25 protein-coding genes are annotated in these 26,080 nt (G+C 46.6%); 20 read left to right on the top strand and 5 right to left on the bottom strand.

The features are described 5' to 3' along the window. Nucleotides 1-14: 14 nt before the first annotated feature. A complete protein-coding gene (locus tag H141_RS0114220) occupies nucleotides 15-839 on the top strand; it encodes a substrate-binding periplasmic protein (protein ID WP_026349479.1) in 825 nt (274 codons plus the stop codon). On the opposite strand, the gene mutH is transcribed toward H141_RS0114220, so the two are convergent. Further along, entirely contained in the window at nucleotides 836-1,519 is a 684-nt protein-coding gene (mutH, locus tag H141_RS0114215; protein ID WP_019676951.1) for a DNA mismatch repair endonuclease MutH, read from the bottom strand. The genes H141_RS0114220 and mutH overlap by 4 nt on opposite strands. Nucleotides 1,520-1,918: 399 nt before the next feature. Here mutH and rppH point away from each other — a divergent pair, with 399 nt between their 5' ends. From rppH to H141_RS20315, 8 genes are all read left to right on the top strand, one after another. Beyond that, nucleotides 1,919-2,422 (top strand): RNA pyrophosphohydrolase, encoded by a 504-nt coding sequence (rppH, locus tag H141_RS0114210; RefSeq protein ID WP_019676950.1) that lies wholly within the window; start codon nucleotides 1,919-1,921, stop codon nucleotides 2,420-2,422. Nucleotides 2,423-2,477: 55 nt separating this feature from the next. Beyond that, nucleotides 2,478-4,736: a phosphoenolpyruvate--protein phosphotransferase gene (gene ptsP / locus H141_RS0114205; RefSeq protein WP_019676949.1), complete on the top strand. Its 2,259-nt coding sequence runs from the start codon at nucleotides 2,478-2,480 to the stop codon at nucleotides 4,734-4,736. A gap of 65 nt (nucleotides 4,737-4,801) precedes the next feature. Then, nucleotides 4,802-5,596, top strand: a complete 795-nt coding sequence (locus H141_RS0114200; RefSeq protein WP_019676948.1) for a sulfite exporter TauE/SafE family protein — start codon at nucleotides 4,802-4,804, stop codon at nucleotides 5,594-5,596. A gap of 60 nt (nucleotides 5,597-5,656) precedes the next feature. Beyond that, nucleotides 5,657-6,487 (top strand): prolipoprotein diacylglyceryl transferase, encoded by an 831-nt coding sequence (gene lgt / locus H141_RS0114195; protein ID WP_026349478.1) that lies wholly within the window; start codon nucleotides 5,657-5,659, stop codon nucleotides 6,485-6,487. Beyond that, entirely contained in the window at nucleotides 6,484-7,317 is an 834-nt protein-coding gene (locus tag H141_RS0114190) for a thymidylate synthase (protein ID WP_019676946.1), read from the top strand. The genes lgt and H141_RS0114190 overlap by 4 nt, the downstream gene beginning before the upstream one ends. Before the next feature lie 81 nt (nucleotides 7,318-7,398). Next, nucleotides 7,399-8,016 (top strand): FlgO family outer membrane protein, encoded by a 618-nt coding sequence (locus H141_RS0114185; protein ID WP_019676945.1) that lies wholly within the window; start codon nucleotides 7,399-7,401, stop codon nucleotides 8,014-8,016. Continuing rightward, a complete protein-coding gene (locus H141_RS0114180; RefSeq protein ID WP_019676944.1) occupies nucleotides 8,016-8,663 on the top strand; it encodes a FlgO family outer membrane protein in 648 nt (215 codons plus the stop codon). Before H141_RS0114185 ends, H141_RS0114180 begins: the two co-directional genes overlap by 1 nt. A gap of 97 nt (nucleotides 8,664-8,760) precedes the next feature. Further along, nucleotides 8,761-9,420, top strand: a complete 660-nt coding sequence (locus H141_RS20315) for a FlgO family outer membrane protein (protein ID WP_157610933.1) — start codon at nucleotides 8,761-8,763, stop codon at nucleotides 9,418-9,420. Nucleotides 9,421-9,444: 24 nt separating this feature from the next. Here the strand turns inward: H141_RS20315 and H141_RS0114170 are convergent, their stop codons facing one another. The 4 genes from H141_RS0114170 to H141_RS22110 all read right to left on the bottom strand — a co-directional run bounded on the left by H141_RS0114170 (nucleotide 9,445) and on the right by H141_RS22110 (nucleotide 14,053). Then, entirely contained in the window at nucleotides 9,445-10,524 is a 1,080-nt protein-coding gene (locus tag H141_RS0114170) for a lipocalin-like domain-containing protein (protein ID WP_019676942.1), read from the bottom strand. Next, the gene (locus H141_RS0114165; RefSeq protein WP_019676941.1) at nucleotides 10,514-13,036 is read right to left on the bottom strand and encodes an ABC transporter permease; all 2,523 of its coding nucleotides are present in this window, start codon (nucleotides 13,034-13,036) and stop codon (nucleotides 10,514-10,516) included. The genes H141_RS0114170 and H141_RS0114165 overlap by 11 nt, the downstream gene beginning before the upstream one ends. Continuing rightward, a complete protein-coding gene (locus tag H141_RS0114160) occupies nucleotides 13,036-13,689 on the bottom strand; it encodes an ABC transporter ATP-binding protein (protein WP_019676940.1) in 654 nt (217 codons plus the stop codon). The genes H141_RS0114165 and H141_RS0114160 overlap by 1 nt, the downstream gene beginning before the upstream one ends. 181 nt (nucleotides 13,690-13,870) lie before the next feature. After that, nucleotides 13,871-14,053 (bottom strand): helix-turn-helix transcriptional regulator, encoded by a 183-nt coding sequence (locus tag H141_RS22110; RefSeq protein ID WP_019676939.1) that lies wholly within the window; start codon nucleotides 14,051-14,053, stop codon nucleotides 13,871-13,873. A 198-nt stretch (nucleotides 14,054-14,251) separates the two neighbouring features. Between H141_RS22110 and H141_RS0114155 the strand changes: the two genes are divergently transcribed. The 11 genes from H141_RS0114155 to H141_RS0114105 all read left to right on the top strand — a co-directional run. Beyond that, nucleotides 14,252-16,465 carry a putative bifunctional diguanylate cyclase/phosphodiesterase gene (locus H141_RS0114155; protein ID WP_019676938.1) on the top strand — a complete coding sequence of 738 codons (2,214 nt, stop codon included), beginning with the start codon at nucleotides 14,252-14,254 and terminating at the stop codon, nucleotides 16,463-16,465. A gap of 62 nt (nucleotides 16,466-16,527) precedes the next feature. After that, nucleotides 16,528-17,823, top strand: coding sequence for an aminotransferase class V-fold PLP-dependent enzyme (locus H141_RS0114150; protein WP_019676937.1), 1,296 nt, complete (start codon nucleotides 16,528-16,530; stop codon nucleotides 17,821-17,823). 460 nt (nucleotides 17,824-18,283) lie between these two features. After that, nucleotides 18,284-19,282, top strand: a complete 999-nt coding sequence (locus H141_RS0114140; RefSeq protein WP_033425556.1) for an SMP-30/gluconolactonase/LRE family protein — start codon at nucleotides 18,284-18,286, stop codon at nucleotides 19,280-19,282. A gap of 763 nt (nucleotides 19,283-20,045) precedes the next feature. Next, complete coding sequence (locus H141_RS0114135) at nucleotides 20,046-21,128, top strand: hypothetical protein (RefSeq protein ID WP_019676935.1); 1,083 nt, start codon at nucleotides 20,046-20,048, stop codon at nucleotides 21,126-21,128. Nucleotides 21,129-21,170: 42 nt separating this feature from the next. Beyond that, nucleotides 21,171-21,707, top strand: a complete 537-nt coding sequence (locus H141_RS0114130) for a hypothetical protein (protein WP_019676934.1) — start codon at nucleotides 21,171-21,173, stop codon at nucleotides 21,705-21,707. A gap of 162 nt (nucleotides 21,708-21,869) precedes the next feature. After that, nucleotides 21,870-23,120, top strand: coding sequence for a nucleotidyltransferase domain-containing protein (locus H141_RS0114125; protein ID WP_019676933.1), 1,251 nt, complete (start codon nucleotides 21,870-21,872; stop codon nucleotides 23,118-23,120). Beyond that, nucleotides 23,110-23,601, top strand: coding sequence for a type II CBASS E2 protein (locus H141_RS0114120; protein WP_019676932.1), 492 nt, complete (start codon nucleotides 23,110-23,112; stop codon nucleotides 23,599-23,601). The genes H141_RS0114125 and H141_RS0114120 overlap by 11 nt, the downstream gene beginning before the upstream one ends. Continuing rightward, nucleotides 23,598-24,701, top strand: coding sequence for an SAVED domain-containing protein (locus tag H141_RS0114115; protein ID WP_019676931.1), 1,104 nt, complete (start codon nucleotides 23,598-23,600; stop codon nucleotides 24,699-24,701). Before H141_RS0114120 ends, H141_RS0114115 begins: the two co-directional genes overlap by 4 nt. A gap of 26 nt (nucleotides 24,702-24,727) precedes the next feature. Beyond that, nucleotides 24,728-24,976 (top strand): hypothetical protein, encoded by a 249-nt coding sequence (locus H141_RS21175; RefSeq protein WP_083923065.1) that lies wholly within the window; start codon nucleotides 24,728-24,730, stop codon nucleotides 24,974-24,976. A gap of 65 nt (nucleotides 24,977-25,041) precedes the next feature. Beyond that, nucleotides 25,042-25,896: a hypothetical protein gene (locus H141_RS0114110; RefSeq protein WP_019676930.1), complete on the top strand. Its 855-nt coding sequence runs from the start codon at nucleotides 25,042-25,044 to the stop codon at nucleotides 25,894-25,896. Then, nucleotides 25,856-26,080, top strand: a 225-nt coding sequence (locus H141_RS0114105; protein WP_019676929.1) for a transposase, incomplete at its 3' end; no start/stop codon positions are given. The genes H141_RS0114110 and H141_RS0114105, both read left to right, overlap by 41 nt.

Here is a 26,080-nt window from a genome sequence, read left to right as displayed (position 1 = left end):
CCATGAGGTGATTTATGAAGTCTATCAAGCTTTTAGTCTCGTTAGCTGCCATGTTAATGGTTATTTCCTGTCAACCCGTTTCTGAACCCGAAGTCGCAACACCCGCAGAGCCAGAGGCTCAACGAATGTCCGCGGTGCCGCCGCAATGCTCTCTGACGATGGGTTTTGACGCATGGGAGCCCTACCAGTATATGACGGTAGGCAATACCGTCACCGGGCTTGATATCGAGCTGGTTAGAGCAGTAACCGCAGAGATGCAGTGTGAACTGAATATTGTCCAGGGTAGCTGGGTTGAACTGCTGGGCTTGCTGCGTGAAGGTAAAATAGATTTTGTACTGGGAGCCTCTGTTACTGAAGATCGCCAGACATTTGCCTATTTTTCTGAGCCCTATCGTCAGGAGCAATTCTCACTCTATGTTCGAGCCGCCGATGTTGAATTGCCAATAGCCAGTATCCAGCAGTTCATTAATTCTGGTCATAAATTAGGCATCGTCAATGAGTATTACTACGGTGATGAAATCGCAGAGCTTTATGCCTCTACTGAGTTTCGGCCGCAGTTTATCGGTGCCATCATTAGTGAAATGAACATGGCGCGTTTACTGGATGAAGAAATTGACGGTTTACTGGAAGACAGCTTTGTTGCCGCGTCGATACTTCGGCGTAAAGGGCTGGATCAACTTATTAAGCCGCATCAGATAACATTAGGCAATAACGACGTATACGTGATGTTCAGTAAAGTGTCGGTAGAGGAGCAGCTGGTGGCTGAGTTCAACCGGGGGTTAGCGGCTATTAAACAAAATGGTTTATATCAACAAATTGTCCAGCGCTATCAGGATTAGTGTTTAGCCAGACTGAACTGGCGGTTTAGAATGGCCGCAGTGAAACTGGCTTTCAGATAAAAACCTCTGGGCAGGGTTTGAATCGGTTCACCATTGGCCCCGACTGCAGCCGTTAGTGCTTTACTATCGGCTGCTTTGGGTCTTAATTGTAAGACCTTGCCATGGGCGCCGCGGATCTGATCAATACCACCGAGGGTTATTAATTCCATTAACTCTTCCCAATCCTGCTGTAGGGCTTTTTGTTCAGTGACAGAGGGCTGCCACAAAAAAGCCGAGCCAATAACCCGCTCAGCCAGAGGGATTTGTCGTTCCGCTAATATGGGTACCCAAAGTACGTGTTGCAGTTTCTGGCAGATCCATGATTGCTGCCAGGTTTGGCTGGTGATTCCGGTTAGCGGTGCTACACAAACGTAAGTGCTTTCCAGCGGTTTACCTTGTTGATCGATAGGTAAGGTTTTTAACTCAATACCCAGTGCCGGGAAATCCGGCAATGCCTGAGAGCCGGCTTCTGCACCCAGCGCAAGTTCAAGCAACTGACCAACCCAACCTTTGTCCCGCTTCAAATCTGCAGGTACGTCTATCTGCAGTTGGCCAGCCAATTGACCAAGGGTAAGGCCTGCAATACTTTGACAACGTTGCAGTAATTGTTCAGCTGTTTTTAATGGAGTATTTTCCAACAAATTGTTTGCCGTACTAAGTGGTTACAGAACGACATCACCCTAGCATTTTTATGACGGCCCCGCTGCTTAAAAACGCAGCAAACTAACTTATACACAGCCAGTAAAAAGATATTTTAGCAGTAAAGTATGCATAAGTTAATGTTATTAATAGGGTTAAGTAGGTATAGCCTCTTGAAGAGCTGGCAGGTTTTGTGGTTATTCAACAACCTTCCGCAACTTAACAACAGCTTTACCCACAGAGTCTGTGAAGAAGTTCACAGGGGGTCGGTGATGAAAACGAGAAATGTGGATAACTTTGGGTTGGCACAAGCATAGCGGGTAATGAAATTCCGTTTGCCGTAACCGCGACTTTGTGAAAGAATCTTTGTTATAGCAGAAATAGACTCGCTAGAGGTTTGTGTGATCGATGCCGAAGGTTTTCGGGCCAATGTCGGCATAGTGATTTGTAACACCCAGGGACAGGTGTTTTGGGCAAAAAGATATGGTCAGCATTCCTGGCAGTATCCACAGGGCGGCATTGACGATGGCGAAACGCCAGAGCAGGCCATGTATCGCGAACTGCATGAGGAAGTCGGGCTGCGGCCTGAAGATGTAGAAATAATCAGTGTTACCAAGCATTGGTTACGCTACAAACTTCCGAAACGTTTAATTCGCAAAGACAGTAATCCTGTGTGTATCGGGCAAAAGCAGAAGTGGTTTTTATTGCGTTTGACCTGTCGGGAAGAAGATGTAAATCTGGCTGTAACATCGCATCCTGAGTTCGATAACTGGCGTTGGGTCAGTTATTGGTATCCGGTGCGTCAGGTGGTGGCTTTTAAACGAGAAGTGTATCGAAAAGTCATGCGCGAATTTGCCCCGGTTGCTTTGCCGTTTACCCGCAGAGATGTTAAGAAAAAGTATTAAGAAAAATATTCAGAAATATCAAATTTGCTAAAACCGACAGAACAATGAGGTTCTTATGCTAAGCCAGTTGCGGCGGATTGTTCAGGATGTGGCTCAGGAGCCAGCTCTAGACAATGCTCTGGCTGGCTTAGTCTCAAGTATTAAAACCGCGTTGGCGACAGAATGTTGTTCGGTGTATCTGGCTGATTATCAGCAACAACATTTTATGCTGATGGCTACTGACGGCCTGAATCAGGATGCGGTTGGTCAGGTTGCAATCGGCTTTTCCGAAGGATTAATCGGCTGGGTAGGGCAGCGGGAAGAGCCAATAAACCTTGCTCAGGCACAACTCCATCCCCGGTTCAGGGTTACGCCTGAAGTTAGTGAAGATCGATTTTCTGCCTTTCTGGGCTGTCCCATTATTCATCATCGCAAAGTACTTGGTGTGCTTACCATTCAGCAATCCGCTGAACGGGTGTTTAGTGAAGATGAAGAATCTTTTCTGGTTACCCTTGGTGCCCAGTTAGCCTCGGTGCTGGCTAATGCTGAGATGCGTGATGCTGCCAGCAAGAGTCCTTCTACTATGGCTAAATCCGGTCAGCTGGCAGGTTTGCCAGGTGCGCCGGGTATGGCCATTGGTGAAGCTTATGTGCTGCAGCCGTCCAGCGATTTTGACGCTATATCCCTGAAAAAGTCTGATGAGCCAGAAAGAGAGCTGGCATTGTTTTACCGTGCAGTAAAGATTACCAAAGCCGAGTTTAACCGGCTGGCCGAGCGAATGGCTGGCCATATTCCTGCTGACGCGCTGGCGATATTTGATGTGTACCATCAATTACTTGACGCGGCCAGTCTAGGACAGGAAATTGAGCAACAAATTGCTGAAGGCTGGTGTGCGAAAAGCGCGTTGAAAAGAGTCGTTGAGAAATTTGCCCGCCAGTTTGATGATATGGATGACCCTTATCTGCGTGAACGCGGCACTGATATCCGCGATTTAGGGCAGCGGGTGCTGAATAACCTGCTGGACTCAGAGCAACGCAAGGTGAAATTGCCGCAGCAGGTGGTGCTGGTCGCCGATAACGTTACGGCTACTATGCTGGCTGAAGTGCCTCGTGAGCAACTGGTTGCGATTGTTTCACTGCGGGGTTCTGTTAACTCGCATGCTGCGATTATGGCCCGGGCGCTGGGTATACCCGCAGTAATGGGTGTAAACGAATTACCGCTACTGCACTGGCAAAATCAGCAGGTTATAGTAGATGGTTACGAGGGGCACATCTTGCTGTCGCCGGTCGACGCCATTTGCGCTGAATATCGCCGGTTAATCAGTGAAGATGAGGCACTTAGTGCCCGCTACCAACAGGAGGTGGCGCTACCGTCACAGTCCGCATGCGGCAAGCCTTTTAAGCTGATGGTGAACTGTGGTCTGGCAATTGAACTGGAAACCAGCAATGCTGAATACACCGATGGTGTTGGCCTGTATCGTACTGAGTTTCCATTTATTATGCGTAATCGCTTTCCTACTGAGCAGGAGCAAGTAGATCTTTATAGCAAAGTATTAAGCGGTTATGCCGGTAAGGCGGTGGTGATGCGCACGCTGGATGTCGGCGGCGATAAAGCCTTACCCTATTTTAGCATTGTTGAAGAGAACCCATTTTTGGGCTGGCGCGGCATACGGCTGACACTCGATCATCCCGAGATTTTTCTGGTGCAAATCAGGGCGATGTTAAAAGCGAATATCACCCTGGATAATTTACATATTCTGCTACCAATGATTTCCGATCTGGCTGAGGTTGACGAAGCTATCCGGCTGATCCGCCAAGCCAGTTTTGAAGTGAGTGACGAGCTTAATATTGCGCTGCCAAAACCAAAAATCGGTGTGATGATTGAAGTGCCGTCAATTATGTATCAGTTACCAGAGTTAGCCGCGCGGGTTGATTTTTGCTCAGTGGGTACAAACGATCTTACTCAATATTTATTGGCTGTTGACAGAAACAACGCCCGGGTTGCTAACCTTTATGATGCGCTGCACCCCTCGGTGTTACGGGCATTGAATTTATTAGCTGAACAAGCCAGGCAATTGCAGTTTCCAATCAGTATTTGTGGTGAGCTCGGTGGTGAGCCTGCAGGAGTACTGGTGTTGGCCGCAATGGGTTATAGCCGCTTTAGTATGAATAACAGTAATCTAGCGAAAATTAAGTGGTTATTGCGGCGGGTAAAAGTCACTGAGTTGGAAGCAATACTGCCCGAGGTGCTGGCGTGCCAGTCGCCAAAGCAGGTGAAACAGCTGGTGCAGCGCTTTCTGGAGCAGAAGCAGCTGCTTAGTCAGTTAAGAGCTTAAGCACATTTTTAAACTAGCCGGTACCAACCTCAGGTTGTGCTGCAGTATTTATATTGAGATGTCCTTTGTTAACGATACTTCTAATCTCTGCACTTGTTGGTTGCCTGGCTGGCTTTCTGGCCGGCTTGCTGGGAATTGGCGGTGGCTTAGTTATTGTGCCGGTACTGGTGGTACTACTGCCAGCGCTGGGCGTGGTTAGTCTGGATAATGTTATGGTGGTAGCTGTAGCCACCTCTCTGGCCTCTATTATTATCACCTCCGGCTCTTCTATCCGAGCTCATCATAAACGCAATAACGTCAGCTGGTCACTGGCCGGTGCTGTTATGCTGGGGGCGGGTATCGGTGCCGGGATGATTGGTCTGGTCGCGCATCACATTAATGGCACTACCCTAAGAGTAATTTTTGGGGTCGCAGTATTTTTGCTGGCATTAAGGATGCTTGGTTCGCGCAGTGTGCTTGGCCGTGCGAAGCTTCCGGCTAAAGCTGTGCTTGGGGCTATTGCTGCAGTGCTGGGTGCGATATCAGGTTTACTGGGTATTGGTGGTGGCGCGCTGGTGGTACCGGTGCTGAATTATTTTTCAGTCGATATGCGCCGGGCTATTGGTTGTGCTGCTGCCAGTGGTATTGCTATTGCTGTCCTTGGCACCCTGGGGTATGTTATTGCCGGCTGGCAACGCTACCAGCTGACCGATGGGTTTATTGGCTATATCTATTTGCCAGCCCTGGTTGGTATCGTGTCTACTTCCGTATTTACGGCAACGTTGGGCGCAGCCATGACCCAGCGCTTGCCAGTACTTACCATTAAAAGAGTGTTTGGTGTTTTTCTGATGCTGGTGGCAGCCAGAATGGTGTTTAGTTAACACTATCAATAATATCAACAGTTTTAAATAGCTGGTTATGATGGTTTTTAAAGGATAAAAATGACAAGTTCCTACCTCGATTTTCCTGATATCGATCCGGTATTAGTTTCTATAGGCCCGTTCTTTGGTTATGGCCCTCTTAACATCCATTGGTACGGGGTTATGTATGCGGTAGCATTTGGCCTTGCGTATTGGCTGGCCAGCCGGGCTGCCGCTAAACCGGGTTCGGGCTGGACTAAAGAACAAGTCAGTGATTTGCTGTTTTTCGGTTTTCTTGGGGTCATTGTTGGTGGCCGGCTGGGCTATGTGTTTTTTTACAATTTTGAACAACTGCTGGCAGAGCCGCTATACCTGTTTAAAACCTGGGAGGGCGGTATGTCCTTTCATGGCGGCTTGCTGGGCGTATTGTTGGCGATGGCCTGGTTTGCACGGCGTTACCATAAATCTTATTTGCAGCTGGGAGACTTTGTTGCACCACTTATCCCACTTGGCCTGGCTGCCGGCCGGCTGGGGAATTTTATCAACGGCGAATTATGGGGCCGCACCACTGACGTACCCTGGGCGATAATGTTTCCCAATGCCGGCGGCTTGCCGCGGCATCCGTCGCAGCTATACCATGTAGCACTGGAAGGTATTTTACTGTTTATTATTATTATGTTGGTCCGGCGCTTAAAACCGGCTACCGGCACTTTGGGTGGTGTGTTCCTGCTGGGCTACGGTGTGTTTCGCTTTTTCGTCGAGTTTTTCCGGCAGCCCGATGCCCATCTTGGCGTACTGTCGGCTGGGATGACAATGGGCCAATGGTTGTGTCTGCCGATGATAGTTGTGGGCCTGGGCCTGATAATTTATGTTAATAGTAAGCCAGCAATGTCAGTGCGGGGGAGCAAATGAAACAATACCTTGATTTAATGCGCCATGTATTAGAACACGGCCATAAGAAAACCGACCGCACCGGCACAGGCACCATCAGTGTGTTTGGCTATCAAATGCGTTTTGATTTACAACAGGGCTTTCCGCTTGTTACCACCAAAAAATGCCATCTGCGTTCGATTATTCATGAATTACTGTGGTTTTTAAAAGGTGAAACCAACATTGGCTACCTGCAAGAAAATGGCGTATCAATCTGGAATGAGTGGGCGACTGAAACAGGTGAGCTCGGACCGGTATACGGCGCGCAGTGGCGCAGCTGGACCAGCCATGATGGCCAGGTGATTGACCAGATAAGCCAGCTGATCAGTGATATTAAACGTACGCCTGATTCGCGCCGGTTAATTGTCAGCGCCTGGAACCCGGCGGTGTTGCCTGATACCCGCTATTCACCAAAAGAAAACGCGGCTATGGGTAAACAAGCGTTACCGCCTTGTCATACCTTGTTTCAGTTCTATGTAAATGATGGCCGTTTGTCATGTCAGCTTTATCAGCGTAGCGCGGATATCTTCCTCGGTGTGCCATTTAATATTGCCAGCTATGCCCTGTTAACGCTAATGGTAGCGCAGGTGTGCGGCCTGGAGCCTGGCGATTTTGTGCATACTTTTGGCGATGCGCATCTCTATTTAAACCATTTAGAGCAAGTGAATACTCAGCTGGCCCGCGAACCATACCCGATGCCGACGATGCGATTGAATCCGGATGTTAAAGATATTTTTGGCTTTAGTATCACTGATTTCAATTTAGAGAACTATCAGGCTCATCCCCACATTAAAGCGCCAGTGGCGATTTAATGACAATGACACTGCTGATTTTCTGGCCTGGATCTTGCTTTTAATAATGTTAAAAGCATTCAGGCTTGAAAAGAGGTGAATATGAAGTGGCTATGGTTTGTAGCAGTTTGCTTGCTAACGGGCGCGCTGCTGGCTGGCTGTGCAAATCAGACAGCACCTGCGGTGCAAGCAACCCCATCTAAACTGAGTCCGCAGACGCTGGGGTTTTATACCGAGCGCTTGGCCAGGCAATTATTTGCCCAGTTGGATGACAGTCCGTTGTGGCTAACCCGGCCGCAAATTGCCGTTAGCAGTTTTTTGCCTGCTACAGCTTTGCACTTACGCGACGCTAATACGGAGCAGCGCGACTTCGCCAATCAGCTTAGTGAAAGTTTGCTTGCCCACAGCCGCCAGTTTGGTTACGCCGTCTATGAATATCGGCTTAGTAATGAAGTTATGCTGGCAAATGACTATGAGCAGGCGCTCAGCCGGCAAATAAATGATATTAATAACAAAGGTGATGCCAATACGTTGCTTACCGGCACCTACACCCTGCAACAGGATGCGGTCATTGTGAATGCTCGTTTAATCCATATTCCATCGAAACAAGTGCTGGCTGCGGTAACAGATTATATTCCGGCAAATGTGCTGTGGAGTACGCAGCAAGTCAATAAACGTGGTGCCATGTTTTACCGGCAAAGTCCGGCAGGAGAAAATTAATGAAACGGCTAACAACTATAGCAATATTAACAGTGCTTAGCGGTTGTGCGGTGCCTGAGCGCACGGTTTCCGTTACCGGCCAAAGCGGTGATAGTCATGATAACCGAACGCAACGTATCGCCCAGCTACCAAGTTCTGCCATGCCTGCAGGCAATGATTTGCAAAGTTCTTCTGGTCTGCCATTGTTAACGGTTAACGATTACGTTCGCAATCTGGTACATGAACTAATGGCATTGCAGCAAAGTCTGAACAGTGACAATCAAATTGGCGTGACAGATTTTAGTTATGTTGACTCAGCACTGGATCAGGGCTCGGTGTTCAGCAATCATTTAAGCGAAGCAATGATCTATGATCTACACAAATTTGGTGTGCCAGTGCTGGACTATAAAGTGACTGACTATATCCGGGTCACTGAAACGGGTGATTTCGTGTTAAGCCGTAATTATGAAGAACTGTCGGAAGAAGTTGCTATTCGTTACGTGGTTACCGGCACGCTAACTACTCATCAGCAGGGCGTATTAGTCAATGCCAGGCTGGTACAAATTGACAACAAGCGGGTGGTTTCAGCGGCCCGAACTTTTATTCCGCGCCATATTGTGCAGGCGGTTATTTCCCGTCAGGGCGAGCAAGTGATGCGGATTAAATAAAGATAACTTCGTTGGCCAGATAAAGTCAGGCTTCAGCTAAAGAAACCCGGCCCGGCGCCGATATACTGATACAGACGTTCAGTATATCGGGCTTACCATGATTAAAAAACCTTTCCTAATCACCGTTTGTTGCGCAATTTTGTTGCTTAGCGGCTGCAGCAATTTATTGCCATTCAGTCAGCATGCGTCCTCACAGAACCAACATAAGTCCGGGGCAACGCCGTATATCATTACTGATCCAGAAACCCGCAGCCAGCAAACAGAACCCGACTATACCCTGATGGCATATCCGGCAAGCGGCGGGCTGTATGCCAGCCATAAACAGCTGGACGATTATGTATCCGAACTGGCCATGCAGCTCTATCACAACAGTGCTGCACCTATTGTCAACTCTAAGGTAGCTGTTGCTGGCTTTGCTGAGTTAACACCGTCACGCCATATCCTGCACCCGCTTAGCAATGCCCTGGCAGAAGGCTTTTTGCAACAAATGCCACGTTACGGCATTACCGTTGTTGACCACAAACTGACCGGTGGTATTAAACTTACTGCAGAAGGTGACGCAGTATTTAGTAATCGTGCCGGCCAGATAGCTGCCAACCAGCAAATTGATTATGTGCTAAGTGGCACAGTGCAACACAGCCAACGTGGGGCCATGGTCAATGTGCGAATTATGCATTTGAAAAATAAAACCATATTGGCCAGCGCCAGCCAACTGATTCCGCAGTTTGTGCTGGATAACAATCAGCCGCTCTGGTAATCGCCCAAACGAAAGGCGTACAACTCAATAACCAGTCATTTCCAGATAGCCTGTACCTGAGTGACTGCCTGTAAAGCGGATCGGACCCTCCCAATATGCAATCCCTGTTGCCATCCAGGCATTGGGATTTAGTGCGTGAGTGCGGACATTGATGCCTAAGTCGTCTACATAAAGCTGCCACTCTACCGGCAGCTCTCTGCCGGCTACGGTATGCTGTCGTAATGGCTGCATTCTTATTTGCTGGGGTTGCAGCGGTTGGGTTGAGCCATCGGCGCGGATGTAAGTCCCGGAAAAATAATCATCCCCTTGCGCATGTCGCAGCCGAAACAACATTAGCTTATCTCCCTGATCCAGGTGCAGCGAAAACCAATCCCAGCCTTGCTGATCTGCCGACAGCGGTTGACTGCTCCATTCTCTGTCGAGCCAGGCGTCACCGCTAACGCTAAAGTGTTCATCGCCGATCTGAATTGAACCAGAGACGTCTAAAAAAGGCAGGCTAAGGTAGTAGGACGCTTGTCCATCAGCTGATTTTAAGCTAAAACCTTGCTCACCCTGTAGTACCGCAGGTCCAATTTTGTTTATTGTCAGGGTATAGTTAAAATCGGCTGTGTTGGCACGCAACGTAAAAGCTGTTGCGTCTGCATCCAGTGCAGTAATCGACCAGTTATCTATCCGGGCAGAAAATGGGTTCATCGTAACATCTGCCTGGCCAATACCACCCCGGGCATAGGTTTGTGCAAAAAGGTGCTGGTTGGCCCGTGTTAAGCCGACATGTCCTAACCAGCGTTGTTGATTTGCCCAGCCATCGCGCTGTGGTGAAGGCAAATCCGCCAGACGAAAAAGGGTCCACTGAATGCCAAGCATTTCTCCTGATTCACTTTCCAGGTTAGCCGTTACGTACCACCATTCAATGCGATATTCCGGATGTTGATTAAGGGCATCGGGGTAGCGGATCTCAATGTCTGGCTGAACCTGGGCGAACCCGGTGGCATCCGACCCCAGGCCGGCAAAGCCCTGGCCGGGCACTGAAGGTGAAGGCTCACTGCAGGCTGCTATTAGCAAAAGCATCAGCACAGACGCCAATAAAACGGCTTTATTGATCATCTCGAAAACCTTTTAAAAGCTCACTGGGGGAGCTGAACCGGAGTTTTAACACTGGCACAATTGCAGCTAAGAAGGCACTAACCAATGCGGCCAGTGTTAAGTATAACCATTGCAGTGGAAAAACTTGCCAGGGAAGTGCCCAGCCAAAAGCACGCACATTAATGACGGTGACTAAACAGTAACTGATAATTAAGCCCAATGGGATCGCCAATAATGCCGTCATTAAAGCTAATAGTAACAATCTGAACAATTCGGTTATGACTAATTGCCGCCGTGAGATGCCACAGGCCCAAATTGGCGCAATTTGGCTCAGCCGCATAGTTGATAAGGTTAACAGACTACTAAACAGCGCAATTGCCGCAATCGCCAGCACCAACAGATTAAGCGCCTGAGTAGCGGCAAAAGTGCGTTCGAACAGTTGTAATGAATAGCGTTTAACGGCTTGTTGATCGATAACCTGGGTCTCGTTAAAAGAGAACCTCTTAGTCAGAGCCTGAATGAGGACATCAATCTCTGCTGGCTCAACCCGCAGCGCAAAACTGCCACGCTTTGCATCGGCCCAGTTTAGATATAATGTATCCAAAGCCATCATGACCTGTCCTTTAGGGTTACCATAATCGCTGAATATTGCGCCAATCGTAAATTCGGTTCGTTGTATGCCGGGTACAGTGATGTTATCACCAATGTTGAGCATTAATTGGCGGGCCAGTTGCTCATTAATCATCACTGCTGCACCCGATTCAATGTCATGCCAGGCATTAGGCGTTTTGCTTAGAAGAGGCCAATGGTCAATATAGGTACTGTGGATCTGGATGCCACGCAGTTCAATCGGGATGCCTGCCAGTTGAACGTCTTTACCTGCAGAAGGAAGAATTGCAGTGACATTAGCTTGTTGGCTAAGCCATTTAGTCACTTCCTGAGCCTGTGTTTCACTGTCAGTGCGGACATAGACTTCTGCAGCAAGACGTTGATCAAGCCAGCCTGTAAAGGTGTTACGAAACCCCTCAACCATACCGCCGACACCAATGCTGGTGGACAATGCCAGCAACAATGCAACTAATGCCACGCTTAGGTGAGGGACTTGCATACGGGCATCTGCCCAGAGCCACTGAGCAGTGGCAGATGTCGGTGTGACTGAGTCTGCAGAAAATGAGTGGGTATAGCGCTGACATAGCCGCAAAAGCGAGTCTAATATCACCGGCATGAGCAGCGCTGCACTGAGGAATACCAGAGCGAGCAGTAAAAATCCACTTAGTAAGGAATCACCCAGCCATGCCATTAATAAGGCAAGGCTTGCGGTAAAAAGGCCAGCAGCCATTAATGTGTTTCGCTTTTTTTGCTGCCCCGGAAATGACATCGATTGGCTTTGATGACCACCATCGTGCTTGATAAGTTTGAGCAGAGGCACGATGGCAGCAATCAGTGTCCCGCCCCATGCCATAAATACACCCTGCAGCCACCATTGCCATGAAAGTTGTAAGTCGCCTGAAATTTGAGCGCCATATAGCCCGGTCAAACTTGCAGACAGATCAGGTAACAACAATGCCGCAATCCAGTAACCCAGGACTAAACCTGGCAAGGCAATAAGGCCGCTGAGTACTAACAACTCCACCAATAACCACGCCATCAGCTCACGCTGACTGACCCCACAACTGAATAGAATACGGCGCAGCGATAACCGTTGAGTCAGTGCCAGGTGAATTGCGGAGTACACCATCAACAAGCCCACTAAAAAAGCCAGTAAGCTCAATGCTGTCAGGTTCAAATGGAAGCTTGCCGTTAACCGCGAGATATCATGGTCGCTCTGCGGCAGAATTAAACGCAGACGTGTGGCCAATTCTGCCGAAAGCTGTGAGTGTTGAGTGTGATCGAACAGAAGAAGCCTGGATAATTGCCCCTCCATGTTAAGCCAGTGTTGTGCCAGATAGATGTCAGTAATAAGCTCATTGTCTGCCAATGCTGAACTGACTTTAATACTGACCTGATCGCCCTCCGGGTTGAATGGAAAGCCAGTTTTCGGAGTATTTTTCAGTAGTGGGGTAATACGCTCAGCGGTTAAAGGCGATACCCAAACCTCCCAGGGGGGCGTTAAAAAATGATTTAACGCCAAGTTGGCCGGCAAGCCGGTGGCACCTTGATAAGATGCGTTCGCACTTTGCAAGGTCAGCGGTTCAATACCAATAACGTTAAGGGGAAGATCATCTGTATCAAGCGCCAGTGCTCCTTCCACCAGTGGCGAGACTTTCCAGCCTGAACGTCGTAGGTAGATATAATCTGCTTCGGCCAGATGTTGCTCGGTTGTACTGACAATATGCGCTTGATTAATACTATTGAATCTCGCCGCTGCCTGTTCGTAACTGAAACGTGCCTGCTGGTTCAGTGCCTGAACGCCGCTCCACAGCGCCGTTGCCGCGAGTAACCCCAGAATAAGCGTGCTCAACTGCACAGGATGGCGCCACCAGTGGCTCAGCAACGCATGTAATACCACCAGCTTAGGGTGCCGGAGTTGCATTAGCTCAATTGTCCCTGGCTTAAGGTCATTGCACGATCCAGCCGCGCGGCTAACAGGGAGCTGTGAGTCACCATTAGCAAGCTGCTGCCTGTTTCTTTCACCAGTGCTAACATCAGTGACATGACCTGTTCCGCATTTGTTTCATCCAGGCTTCCGGTGGGCTCATCGGCAAACAACAGGGGAGTGCGGGCTGCCAGAGCACGTCCGATCGCCACCCGTTGCTGTTGGCCACCAGACAGTTGCGCCGGATAGCGTTTTAGCAATGCTTCCAGGCCCAACGTTACCACAAGATGTTTTAACCACTTTGGGTCTAACGTACCGGCGAGTCGGGCCTGAAAAGCTAAATTATCCTGAATTGTCAGACTGGGAATTAAATTTAGCTGCTGAAAAATAACCCCTAAATGATGACGTCGAAGCAGGGCACGTTGGCTATCATTCATTTGAATAAGATCTTGGTTATTAACGATAACCTGTCCCCGATCAGCATGCTCAAGGCCAGCCAGAATATGTAATAAAGTTGATTTGCCACAACCTGATTCTCCCATCAGGGCGACGCTCTCACCTGCTTTAATACCAAAACTTATGTTACTAAACAGAGGTAGCGGGCCTTGTGGCGTTTGGTGTGATTTTGCTAAGCGGGTAACTTGCAGCATTAAACTATCCTGCCAGAGGGGGCTTGGTTGCCTGAGATTAATATAGACGATATGTGTATAAGTGAAATGGGGATCACCGGAAATAGCTTTTGGCTCTATTGCAGGAATCGAAGCCCCTTGTAAATAGGGGGCTGCAGGGCAGCCACTTCGCATGTGTTACATCCTGTGTTACTAAAAAATATTATTGAAAGCGCTCAGCTGCTTTCCGATCCAGCCAGGCGTGCACTTCTTCTTCAATCCAAAACGAAACCCGGGGCCCAGGTTTTATCGGGCGAGGGGCATCTCCGTCCCGAATTGATTGATACCACAGTGATCTGCTAATTTTTACGATAGCCAACACCTCGTGAATTCTGATGATTTTCATATTACGTACTCCCAATTATTCGACTAGGGGATGGTGCCATGAAAAATTTGGAACACAAAAATTGAAAAGAATTTTTTTATTATGCCACTGTATTATAAAATACCGATGTCATATAAATTACCTACTATTAACTACGTCATAGAGGTTTAACTTTTTGCAAAACCCATAATTTGATTGGGTGATTAATAGAGGTGTGTATTGAGGAAATGGTTAGCAAAGCTGACTGATTTTGATATACGGCTGTGTGTTACGCTCACAGTCTTTGTGCTGTTTTTAATAAGCTTTTTTGTCTATGTAGATGCTGAAAGGGCCATTGATAGCGCTAACAAAAAAAGGCTGCAATCATTTTTACTTGCCGACGAGTTAAGGCAGTCTTCAGATGATCTTACACGGATGGTGCGTACTTATGCGGTTACCGGTGAGCAGCGCTACCGGCACTACTTTGATGAGATTTTTGCTATTCGTAATGGCCATGCACCCAAGCCAGAAAATTACCATTATATTTATTGGGATTTAGTGGATGCGAACAATAACCGCCCACGACCGTTTGGTCCACCCGCTGCCCTGCTGGATAGTATGCGGCAAGTCGGCTTTACCGACATAGAGCTGACACAGTTAGTTTCTGCGAAGCAAGCTTCGGATGATTTAACCAATATTGAGCAGCGAGCTATGGAGCTTGTCGCATCTGGCGACCCGCTATTGCGTGAACAAGCCTTAGTGTTACTGCACAATAATGAATACCATCTTGCTAAAGCCGGCATTATGCGGCCAATAGATGATTTATACGAAATGATGAATTCACGTACCGTAGATGCAGTTCGTCAGGCTGAAATATCTGCCAGATGGTTAAGGCTGGTTTTTGTTGTTTTAGGCGTAATGTTAGCAATGCTGCTTTGGCAGCTGAAGCGGCGACAGCTGGCCATTTTAGGGGCGCCGGTGGCTGAGCTTTATAGCAAAATTGAGGCACTGGGTAATGGAGACTTTACTACAGATATCGTGGTGCCTGCAGGCAAAGATAATACTCTGTTGGGGTGGTTAAGCCGCACCCGTCATCGTTTGTTTCTTTTAGAGCATACCAGGATGCAAGTGCAACAACGGCTTGAGCACTTAGCACATTATGATCCCTTAACCGGATTATCAAATCGGGTTTTGCTGGCGGAACAGTTACAAAGCAGCATGCTAAAAGCCGCACAAAGTGAGTCACTATTGGCAGTAGCTTTTGTTGATATTGATGGGTTTAAAGCGGTAAATGATCGCTACGGCCATGCTCTGGGTGATCAGGTGTTGCAGACACTTAGCAAGCGTCTGGTGACGGCAGTGGGCAACGACAATATTGTTGCCCGGATGAGTGGTGATGAGTTTGTGTTTTTACTTAATACCCTGTCGCAGGTTGAAGATAGCTTGCCATTGCTGCAACAAGCTTTGGCCAGCCTGGCCGAACCGGTGACTATTTCCGGAGTGACCGTCACGCTGTCGGCCAGTATTGGTGTTAGCTTTTATCCGCAAAACGTCGATGTAGCTGCTGAACAGATATTGCGCCAAGCCGATCAGGCGATGTACGTTGCGAAGCAAGCGGGTAAAAACAGATTCCACCTATTTGATAATGAGGCAGATCAGCACACACGGATAGTATTACGAAGTTTGAATGACATTCGTGATGGCCTGGCCCGGCAAGAATTTGTATTATTTTACCAACCCAAAGTGAATATGCTTACCGGTGAATGTGTTGGCGTAGAAGCGCTGGTCCGTTGGCAGCATCCAGGGCATGGTTTAATGGCACCGGGGCAGTTTTTACCTTTGATTGAGCACCATGAGCTAGGTGTGCAACTTGGGCAATGGGTAATTAGTCAGGCATTTCGGCAGTACCAGATATGGCAGGCGCAAGGGGTTACCACCTCGATATCCGTTAATATTGCCGCCTTTCACTTGCAGCAAGCTGACTTTTCGCAGCAATTAGGCGCCATTTTCGACGCCTTTCCAGCGGTGCCACCGAGTATGCTCGAGCTAGAAATTGTGGAAACCAGTGCATTACAGGATATTGCCCATGTTAAGCAAACTATGCATGCGTGTTCTGCCTTTGGTGTGACCTTTTCGTTAGACGATTTTGGTACCGGTTATTCATCGCTGTCGTATTTAAAACGATTACCTATTAGTACGCTAAAACTTGATCAGAGTTTTGTCCGGGACATTCTGACCGATGCCGATGATTTAGCGATACTACAGGGTGTCAGCCGACTGGCGGAGGCTTTTGAACTGGCGACTATTGCCGAAGGCGTAGAAACGGCGGCACATATGCAAAAGTTATTGCAGATAGGCTATGTGTTTGGTCAGGGGTACGGCATTGCCAGACCCATGCCCGCAAATGCTTTTGTAGACTGGTTGTCAAAATGGCGTAATGTGAGCTTGTCTTAGCTCCGCCACCAAAAAAAATATCATGCGCTATACTGGTTAAAATTTAATCAGGATGATTAGCTATGAAACGCCGCGACTTTCTTACCCAAACCTCATTATTACTTGGTACCACTTTGCTGCCAGTATCTGGACTATTGCAAGCCAGTAGCGCCATACCCGCGCTTAAAACCGCTGATTGGAAAGGCCTTCGACAGCAGTTTACGTTAACCCATAACTATATCCACCTGGCCACTTTTTTACTGGCTTCGCACCCCAAACCAGTAGCGGCTGCCATTGAACGCCACCGTAAAGCCTTTGATGAAAACCCGGCCGATTACTGGCATGAGCACTTTATGACCATAGATCACCAGATTGCCGCTGTGGCAGCAGAGTACATGGGTGGCGAAGCCTGGCAAATCGCGCTTACCGACAGCACCACTATGGGTTTGGCAATGGTATACAGTGGGTTAAAACTGCGCCCGGGTGATGAAATACTGCAAACGGTGCATGATCACTATTCCACTGACTTATCACTTAAGCTTAGGGCTGACAGAACCGGTGCTGCAGTGCGGCAGGTTGCACTGTACGATGATCCTGCCCAAGTGTCGGTAGATGAAGTGGTCAGCAAACTTAAAGCGGGCATCAATAGCAAAACTAAGGTCGTCATAGTCACCTGGGTGCATTCGTCTACCGGGGTAAAACTGCCGGTGCGCGCCATTGCCGATATGCTAAATGAACAGAATAAACAGCGTAATGAAGCCGAACAGATTATTTTCTGCGTTGATGGTGTGCATGGCTTTGGCATTGAAAACGTTGATGTTTCTACACTGGGTTGTGATTTCTTTATTGCCGGCACGCATAAGTGGATTTTCGGCCCGCGCGGTACCGGTGTGATCTGGGGCAGCAAGCGTGGCTGGCAGCACTGTAATGCAGTTATCCCGAGCTTTAGTCAGTCATATGATGTCTGGCTGGGCGGCAGCACTCAGGATCAGGTACCGATTGGTGAACATATGACGCCGGGCGGCTTTCATTCGTTTGAACACCGCTGGGCGCTGCCTGAAGCCTTTAAATTGCATCTGCAACTGGGTAAAGCTGAAGTGCAGGCGCGTATTCATCAGCTTAATAGCCAAACAAAACAAGGCCTGGCCAAAATGGCGGGGGTAAAACTCTACACGCCAATGTCGCCGGAGTTATCATCTGGTCTGGTGTGTTTTGACTATAAGCAAATGCCACCAGACGACGTGGTCAAGGCGATGCATGCCAAAGGCATTATTATGAGCAGTACACCCTATCGCAAATCTTACGCCCGCTTTGCGCCCAGCTTGATCAATAACGAGCAGGAAATTGACCGTACGCTTGCAGCCTTGGTATCGGTGTAAGCAGCACTACTCGACATAAAACTCTTTGCCAAGCGCCGTTTTTTCCGCGGCGCTTTTTTAGCGAAACCGCTATAAAGCTGCTCGAGGATCTGCATATCACTGGCATTTTGCCGCTTTAGCGCTAATGCTTGTTCGGCAAATGGCAATTTGTTTGGTGCCGGCTCTTCACCTTTTAACTGAAACAGCACTGTCGCCGCCGTCGTGCTGCCTGAATCATTCATGGCATTAAGTACACTTTCGCTGACATCGCCGCATAACTAGTGAGGCAAAACGTTTCGATTTGACTTTAAACATAGTCGCTCCGGATAAGCTGCAAAAAACGTTGCCATAGTGTTGCTTAAACTGCAGGTTTTGGCAATGTCAGCATCAGCATCAGCATCAGCGTGGCGCAGTGAGCTATTTCATCCGTGATTCGGTCATGCTAGCCTGACGTGACGTTTGGTATTTAAGTGAACTTCATATGCAATATCGTGTTTGGCTACTGTGTTTATTTTGCGCCACCGCGCAGGCAAAGTCGGTGTTACCGGAACAACCAGTACAAATGCTTAAACCAGAGATGCAGCAGGTAGTGGCCAGTGATGCCAAACTGGAAGTGCTTGCGGAGGGTTTTAGCTGGTCTGAAGGGCCGGTAGCGGAACCGGACAGCGGCGATATTCTGTTTTCAGATGTGCCGGAAAATAAAGTCTATCGCTGGAATGAAACAAAGGGCTTAACGCTGTATCTGCAGCCGTCTGGCTATACAGGTCTGCACCCGCAAAATAACCGCGGGCAGGGCGCTAATGGGCTGATTTTTAATAATAAGAACCAGTTGGTGTTGGCGCAGCATGGTGACCGCCGGCTGGCATTGTTAGCCGGTGCCAAAGATGGCGTGCTGCAGTATCAAACCTTAGTTGCTGCCTTTAACGGAAAGCTGCTCAACAGCCCCAACGACGTGGTGCAGCAGAGCAGCGGCGCTTATTACTTTACCGATCCACCTTATGGCCTGGCAGGTGGCGACAGTTCGGCCGAAAAGCAGCTTAGTGTAAATGGGGTATACCAGCTGGATAGCGCGGGCAAGCTAACTTTATTGATTGATAACTTAACCCGGCCGAATGGTCTGGCATTTTCGCCGAATGAAAAGTGGTTGTATGTGGCGAACTCAGACAAAAACGCCGCGAAGTGGTGGCGATATGCAGTGAACGCTGATGGCAGTTTGGGGCAAAGCGAGCTGCTTTTTGATGCCACCGCACAGGCGCAGCAGCAAAATGGCTTACCCGATGGTTTAAAAGTGTTGCCATCTGGCATCTTGTTGGCCACCGGCCCCGGTGGCGTTTGGGTACTATCGCCACAAGGCGAGCATTTAGGCACCATTCAAACCGGTGTTGCAGCCGCCAATGTGGCGTTAAGTGCGGACAACAGCTGGTTATATATTACTGCCAGCAGTTATCTGCTGCGGATTAAACTGCAGCAACCCGGCTGATTATTCCCAGCGCGCGTCATCTTCGCTGATGTTAAAGGCGATCTGCTCACCCTGGCTGGTAAGCTGCAATAGCTGTTTTGGTGAGCCGTCGTCGTTAAGCTCTACCAGGCCGATGCCAGATTAATTAAGCAAGCGCTCGCCAGCTTTGACGTTATCCGGTTTGTGCGGCACTTACTGGATACAGGCGCACAATGGCGAACAACGAAAACCGTATAAAAATGAAAAAAAATTGAGAATCATTGAGTTATGGACTTCTGTGTACAAGTGGGGGTTACTGAAAATGGCTTCGTGGCTGCCCCAGCAGGAATCGAACCTTCAATGAAATCAAGCACTGCACAGCGTTTTTTCTAGCTGTGGTGTTATCTGTGGTGCAAAAATGTTTGCTTGAGTTTAGTATCGTTTTGCGCAGTGTTGCGCTGCAGTCGACTATAGTCAAATTAATGGCAGTGGGCAAGAATTAGCTGTGTGAGTTAGCGACAGGTATTACTGAAAAACTGCCGGCAAAAAACAGCCTCTATTTTCGCCAAAATAGGGGCTGAATTTTTCAGCAATAAAATCGCGAATGCGTTTGGCACCCTGAAAAGGGTGTTTTCATGTGCGCAGTGATAAGAGAAAACAACTCAATGACTTTGTTGCGCTTTAACAGATTTATTCATATGCACGTTTATTGGCTTTAAGTTGGAGTTTCCTAAAGACTTCCGAACGGGTGACACTGCTTCAGTAATATGTATACTTAATAAAGCAATTAGTTTTAGAGAGTATTATGTATAAGGATATTAGCCGTATATTGTCGATGACGCCTAGCATCAAAGGAAGAGAGATAGCTAAGCAGCTAGGTATTCCAAAAAGTGTAGTTAATTCATTTTTGTACAAAAATATAGATAAGTTCTCGGTCGATGGCGACAAAAAGTGGTCGAATTTGTCTAAAAGGTTTTTCGAGCTTGTGTTTCCTTCTGATAAATGGGTAACAGTGAGAGACTTTGAAAACTTGATCAAAGAGCTTGGTGAGACACCTGTTCAAGACATAGAATCTGTTCGCTTCGTTATTCCCTCCAAATGTAAAATTTTACTGATAGTAACAAGCAGATTTCTATCTCTTTTGAACCAGCTTTCCTCACAAGAAATAGAAATTACGATAGATTTCACTGCATGTAAGGATACGCAATCATTTTTCAATCGCACTGGTTTTTATGATTTTTTACACCATCGTGTCTGTGTATTGCCTGAAAAGCCGAAAGAGTCCTTATCTGAGAGATTTCAGGGTAACAGCAATACTATGGTGGAATTAGGTAAAATTGAACCTTCCGAAAGGAATAAAGAGCTGATAGTCAAACTGGGTGATTGCTTTGTTCATAATTCATCAGCAGTATACGAGTTAGCTGCAAAGACATTTTTTTCTGAGCTGATTGGCAATGTTAGTGAGCATAGCGAGAGTCCCCTTCCTGGTTTTGCCGGAATGCAAAAATACGGGGGAATCAAGCCTCATATACAAACTGTAGTCTCCGACAGTGGCAAGGGCATAGCTGCGACTCTTCGTACTACTTTGCAAGAACATCATCCAAAACTCTATAAAAAATACACTGAACGAACTACCGAAAATGATCTCAAACTAGTTCGAGAAGCATTTACCAAAGGCGAAGTCAGTCGTTTCGGTAAAGGAAGAGGCCTTGGGTTTAAAAGTAGTCGTGAGCAAGCTATGAAATCTTATGTAAAAATATCGATTCGACAACTGACATATAGCATTGAACTGGAGTATCGCGATGGTGAACTCGTGAGCAATGACGTTATTCAAGACTTATATTCGCTGGACGGAACTCACATCTGTTTTGACTTTTACATTGACTAACCTGATAAAATAGATTACGTTAATCAGATGAAGCAGAATCGAATGCAAATAGATCTAAAGGAAATTGTCAAAGACGAGCACGCTTTCGGAAATGGCGAGGGGCGTGATGCGTACATGGCTATTTCTAAAATTATTGATAATAATCCCCGCATAAAGTTCTTTGGCATTTCTCTCAAGAATATAAAAGCAACTGATGCTTCCTTCCCTCGTGAAAGCGTTATCTCATTGGCTAAATCATTCAAAGGTGAGAAAGGTTTTTATTTGTTAGATGTTCATAACAGAGACCTTTTAGACAATTGGGCCTACGGTGCCTCCGCGAAAGAGCAGCCTATCCTTGTTCAGACAGATGCTGGATATGAGGTTATTGGTGCAACTATCAATCACTCATACCAAGAGCTACTAGATTTTGTCTTCTCCAAGAAGAAGGTTACCACCTCTATGGTCTCTGACCATTTTGACGTCTCGGTGCAGAATGCGAGCGGAAAACTGAAAAAGCTTTTTGGCCAAGGACTTATTGTTGGAAATAAAGAAGTTGCTGAGTCTGGCGGCCTAGAATTCATATATCACTCAATAATTTAAAAAAAATCTGATAAATCTGGTTGCGTTAAACAGAATTTGCGTTTATATTTTAATCAACTGCCTTCGAGGGCACAGATTTTCAATCTGTTAAATGCGATTCAGTTTATCAGAATTGAGGCGAAGAGGTTTTACCAGTCGTCGTAAAGTTTGAGGTATGAATTTATGAGTAGTCTTTTTACTAACGCCCGTGCTATGAGCGAGGACAAAAAAACTATGTTGGTTGAGGTGCTGAACTATGTCTTCGATAATCTCGACTTAACACAATCACAACGAGAACAAATCGAGTCGGCATATAATGCAGTTGGTGAGTATTTGGCAAGTTGTGATGACCCGCTGCTCGAAGCCGCACAAATTTATCCACAAGGCTCCATGAGATTAAGAACTACGAATAAGCCTCTTTCCCAGGAAGAGTTCGATGTGGATCTAATCTTATATCTACCTAATGCGGGAGCTGCAACACGAAACGAAATTGTAAGGGTGGTAAAGCAGCACCTGTTGAACAACAAAGTTTATAAGGATTTGGTTGTTGATCTCCCCAGAGGTTTACGCATCAATTACAAAGGAAACTACCACTTAGATATAACGCCAGGTAAAAAGTATGACCTTGAGGCTCTTCCTGGGCATCCTTTATGGGTGGTCGATAAACATAGTGGCTTTAAAGAGTCTAACCCGGAAGGTATGGCCCAAGTATTTGACGATAGCTGTTTGCTTTTGCCAAAGATAAAAAGTAGGCATCGCTTTATGGAAGCGTTATCAAACAAGTCTGTTACTCAACTACCTGATCAGAACGTAAAGAAACCTCTGAACCGGATTATTCAAATTCTTAAACGCCACCGAGATGTTTGGTCTCAGCAAGACACTAACCCGCATGCCGTCTTTAAGCCAATCTCAGTTGTCATAACATCCTTGGCAAGAAGTGCGTATGTTGAGGTTATTAAGTCTGGAAAGGAGTATGACAACGAATTAGATTTAATTCTGGACATCATTGAGTTAATGCCCCATCACATTGAAACCATTGACAATAAAGTACTGATTGCCAACCCAACAATGAGACCAGAAAACTACGCTGAAAAATGGAATCGTGTCGAAGGGTTTGAGGGGGAAAACTATCGACTAGCATTTTTTGCTTGGCATCAGGCTGCGATAGGCATGTTTGAAAACCTCGCGAGTGAAAATAACCGTGGTCTTGATAATGCATTTACTGCTTTGTCTGAGGCATTCGGAGAAAAGCCCGTTCTTGCGGCTAAAGATCGTATCATTGAGTTGGTAAATGTAACCCGAAGTAATGACAGGCTGGGCGTAACACTGGGTACTGGTGCATTTACATCTGTAATGGCTGGAAAGACGCATTCAGCTACCTGGCCTGTAAACAATGTAGTGCCGGTAAAGCGGAATCAGTTTTATGGCGACTAGTCGGTTTTTTTTAGAGCTACTAAAGCAACCGCTAATCGGGATTCCTGAACAATATCTCGCTTTTAAAGCTCGTTGTCCCGGATATCTTTCCATTATGGATAACGATAAAACTGTACAGTGGGAAGGTAAGCTCCAGCCAACGCCGCTATCCAGAGAGTATACAGTTATCATTAAATATACCCTCAGCAAATCTCCAGTTTGTATTGTTAAAGAGCCGGACTTATTGGCTTTAGCTGAAGGTAAGAAAATACCACATACCTACCAAAATCAGACTGGTATAAAAGGTATCCAACTTTGCCTGTATTTACCGGTACTCAGACAGAAAAACAAAATCAGCGATTGGCAACCAACAATGTTTTTAGCGGACACAATTCTGCCGTGGGCTTCTATCTGGTTATTTTACTTTGAATGCTGGCTTACCAGCGGCATATGGGATGGCGGTGGTGTTGAGCATGATGAGAGTGAGAGGAGCCAGCGATGAAGCTAGCAGTGACTTATGCTATTAGGAAAGCTGCAGATTGGTTTTTCAGAAAACGTTCACCTGCACTAATTGCAGTGAGAGTGGGTTCTGCATTGTCCCTGGCCACATTAGCTGGAGGTTGGGTGGTTTCTTTTGTTTATAGCGATTCAGACCGCTCATTTGAGTTAAGTTATCAGTCTTCCGGTACAGCACAGTTTATTTTACTGCTTGGTTTTATCGTTGGTATTGCTATCTCTGCTTTTGGTGTTGTGTGGGAGTACCAGCGTCATCGCAATGAAAATAAGATAAATTCAAAAAGAAAAACTATTGTCATCGAACAACGGGGCCTAGTTGACACATCAGATTCGCCGTTGGATGAGTTTTTGAAACTAAGGTGTCCGTGGCAGGTTTACTCGATAGTAAATGACATAAGAGAACGGCTTGTTGATAACGTTATCACTAGACCCGATTTTGCGTTGGTCAAGGTCAATCATCTGAATATAACTATAGCTGAGATGACTGCACAGTCAGCTTCGTCAGATATATCAATGGCCTATGGAGGTGTATTCCCCGTCCCATTAACATTCTACACGGGCTATCTGCTTGATGATGAAAGTCAGATCACGATTTTTGACTGGAGCCGAGATGAAGGGCAATGGCGTGAATTGGAAGCTGATGATGATGGAGAGCAATTCATCCTTGAACAATCTGAGTTAGCCGAAAAATCTGTCGTATTGGCAGTATCTGTGTCGTATCCCGTTGATCGACAGGCGATTCAATCAGTGTTTGCCGATATGCCAGTGCATTACCTATCTCTGCTCTCGCTTAATAGAAACAACCACTGGTCCAAATCAAAACAAGATAGGCTAAGTGGAGAATTTTTTGAGTATTGCAAGATACTCCTTGGCCAAGGTGTTGAGCATATCCATTTGGTTCTCGCATCGCAAAACAGTGTAGCTTTTAGATTTGGACAGGCCTATGACAAACGCAACCTGCCTAGTATTTCCGTATATCAATATGAGCGACACCAGTTGGTGAGATACCCCTGGTGCTTAAAAATACCTCATTTGGCTGGTGAGGTACCTGTAATAGTTAATGCCGAATTCAAGCGTGCGGCTTGATTGTTAACCTTAAAAAGGAGTCACTTATGACAAATAAAAAGCAAAGTTCATCACAAATGGCGTCATTGGCTTCGTCCATTTTGACTGACATCACATCATCTCAAATACAGAAGACCCTTGCAGGATCTGTATTAAGTCAGACAGGAACATCACACCAGACGGGGGCTCTGATGGAAAGCATTGCATCAAGCGTTTTGCAGAGTGATAAATACAGTGATGTGACCAAATCTTTGGCTGCATCTGTGTTGTCACAGTCAAATAGAGCTAGAAAATAGGATTAGCGATCTATAGCTAAAATTATGTTTTAGTTTTTCCAAGTTACAGATGATAGGAATACAGCATGAAAGGTTGGTTTAGGTTTACTGTATGGGCAAAAGTTTCAACCGTAGTTGCGTTTATTTCGACTTTCGTTGGTGTCGCTTTTCAAAAGGGTATGATGCAGAAAATGGGATTTGGCAATATGTCTGGCAATTACCAAATCGAAGAAATTATTGCAAATGCGCTGCATGCCTATCTGATGACTATCGATGCGATAACCAAGATTTCCACTTGGAAAGTATTAGTAGCGAACTCTTATATAATACTTGCATTTATCTTAATGGCTCTTGTTGTTTGGCTGGCAGATAAGAAAAAGGATCATATTGAACGACTTCAAAAGCGTTCAAAAAACTACGTACAATCAAGATTGCAAAAATCTTTCAGCTCCAGTTACGGTGCAACCATACTCGGTGCGTTATTGGGAGCATTCGTGTGGTTGGGAACCGGATTGTTCAAATACGTATTGGTACTTGTCTTTGCTGTGCTTTTACTTCCTATTTATGCAAGTTATGCTCTCGGTCAGAAATATATTGGTGGTTTAATGGATAATGACGTTTGCTTGAGTGTTTCGGAGAAAACGAAGGATAAAGAAGTCGCTCAACAATGTACTCAGTTGACTATTAAAGGTAATAAGTTAATGGGACGTCTAATTTTGGAACGTCATGATGGTCATTTTTTACAGACTAATGAGGCGTTTATATTTATATCCAAAAACGGCGAAAAGTGTTTGTATTCCGTTTACATGACCCAAAGTGAGATGGCGGGCCGCAAGTTGGGAGAGTATAAAAAAATCTGTGTAAGTGGCATTCTACCCATGTATTTGAAAGGAATAAAGAATGCCAGTATCAGACCAGCTTATCGATCAGTTATTAGCTGATTACAGATCCCCTGAAGACCTGCTTGGTGAGCAAGGTATCCTTAAGCAGTTAACTAAAAAGCTTGCTGAGCGTGCCCTTGAAGCTGAGATGGAGCAACATCTTGGTTATGCCAAACATGATGCTATCGGTAAAAATACCGGTAACTCTCGCAATGGTAAAAGTCGTAAATCTGTACGCAGTATT

Source organism: Arsukibacterium perlucidum DSM 18276, from assembly GCF_000382165.1.
Lineage (GTDB): Bacteria > Pseudomonadota > Gammaproteobacteria > Enterobacterales > Alteromonadaceae > Alishewanella > Alishewanella perlucidum.
This window is presented reverse-complemented; position numbering and strand designations above follow the sequence as displayed.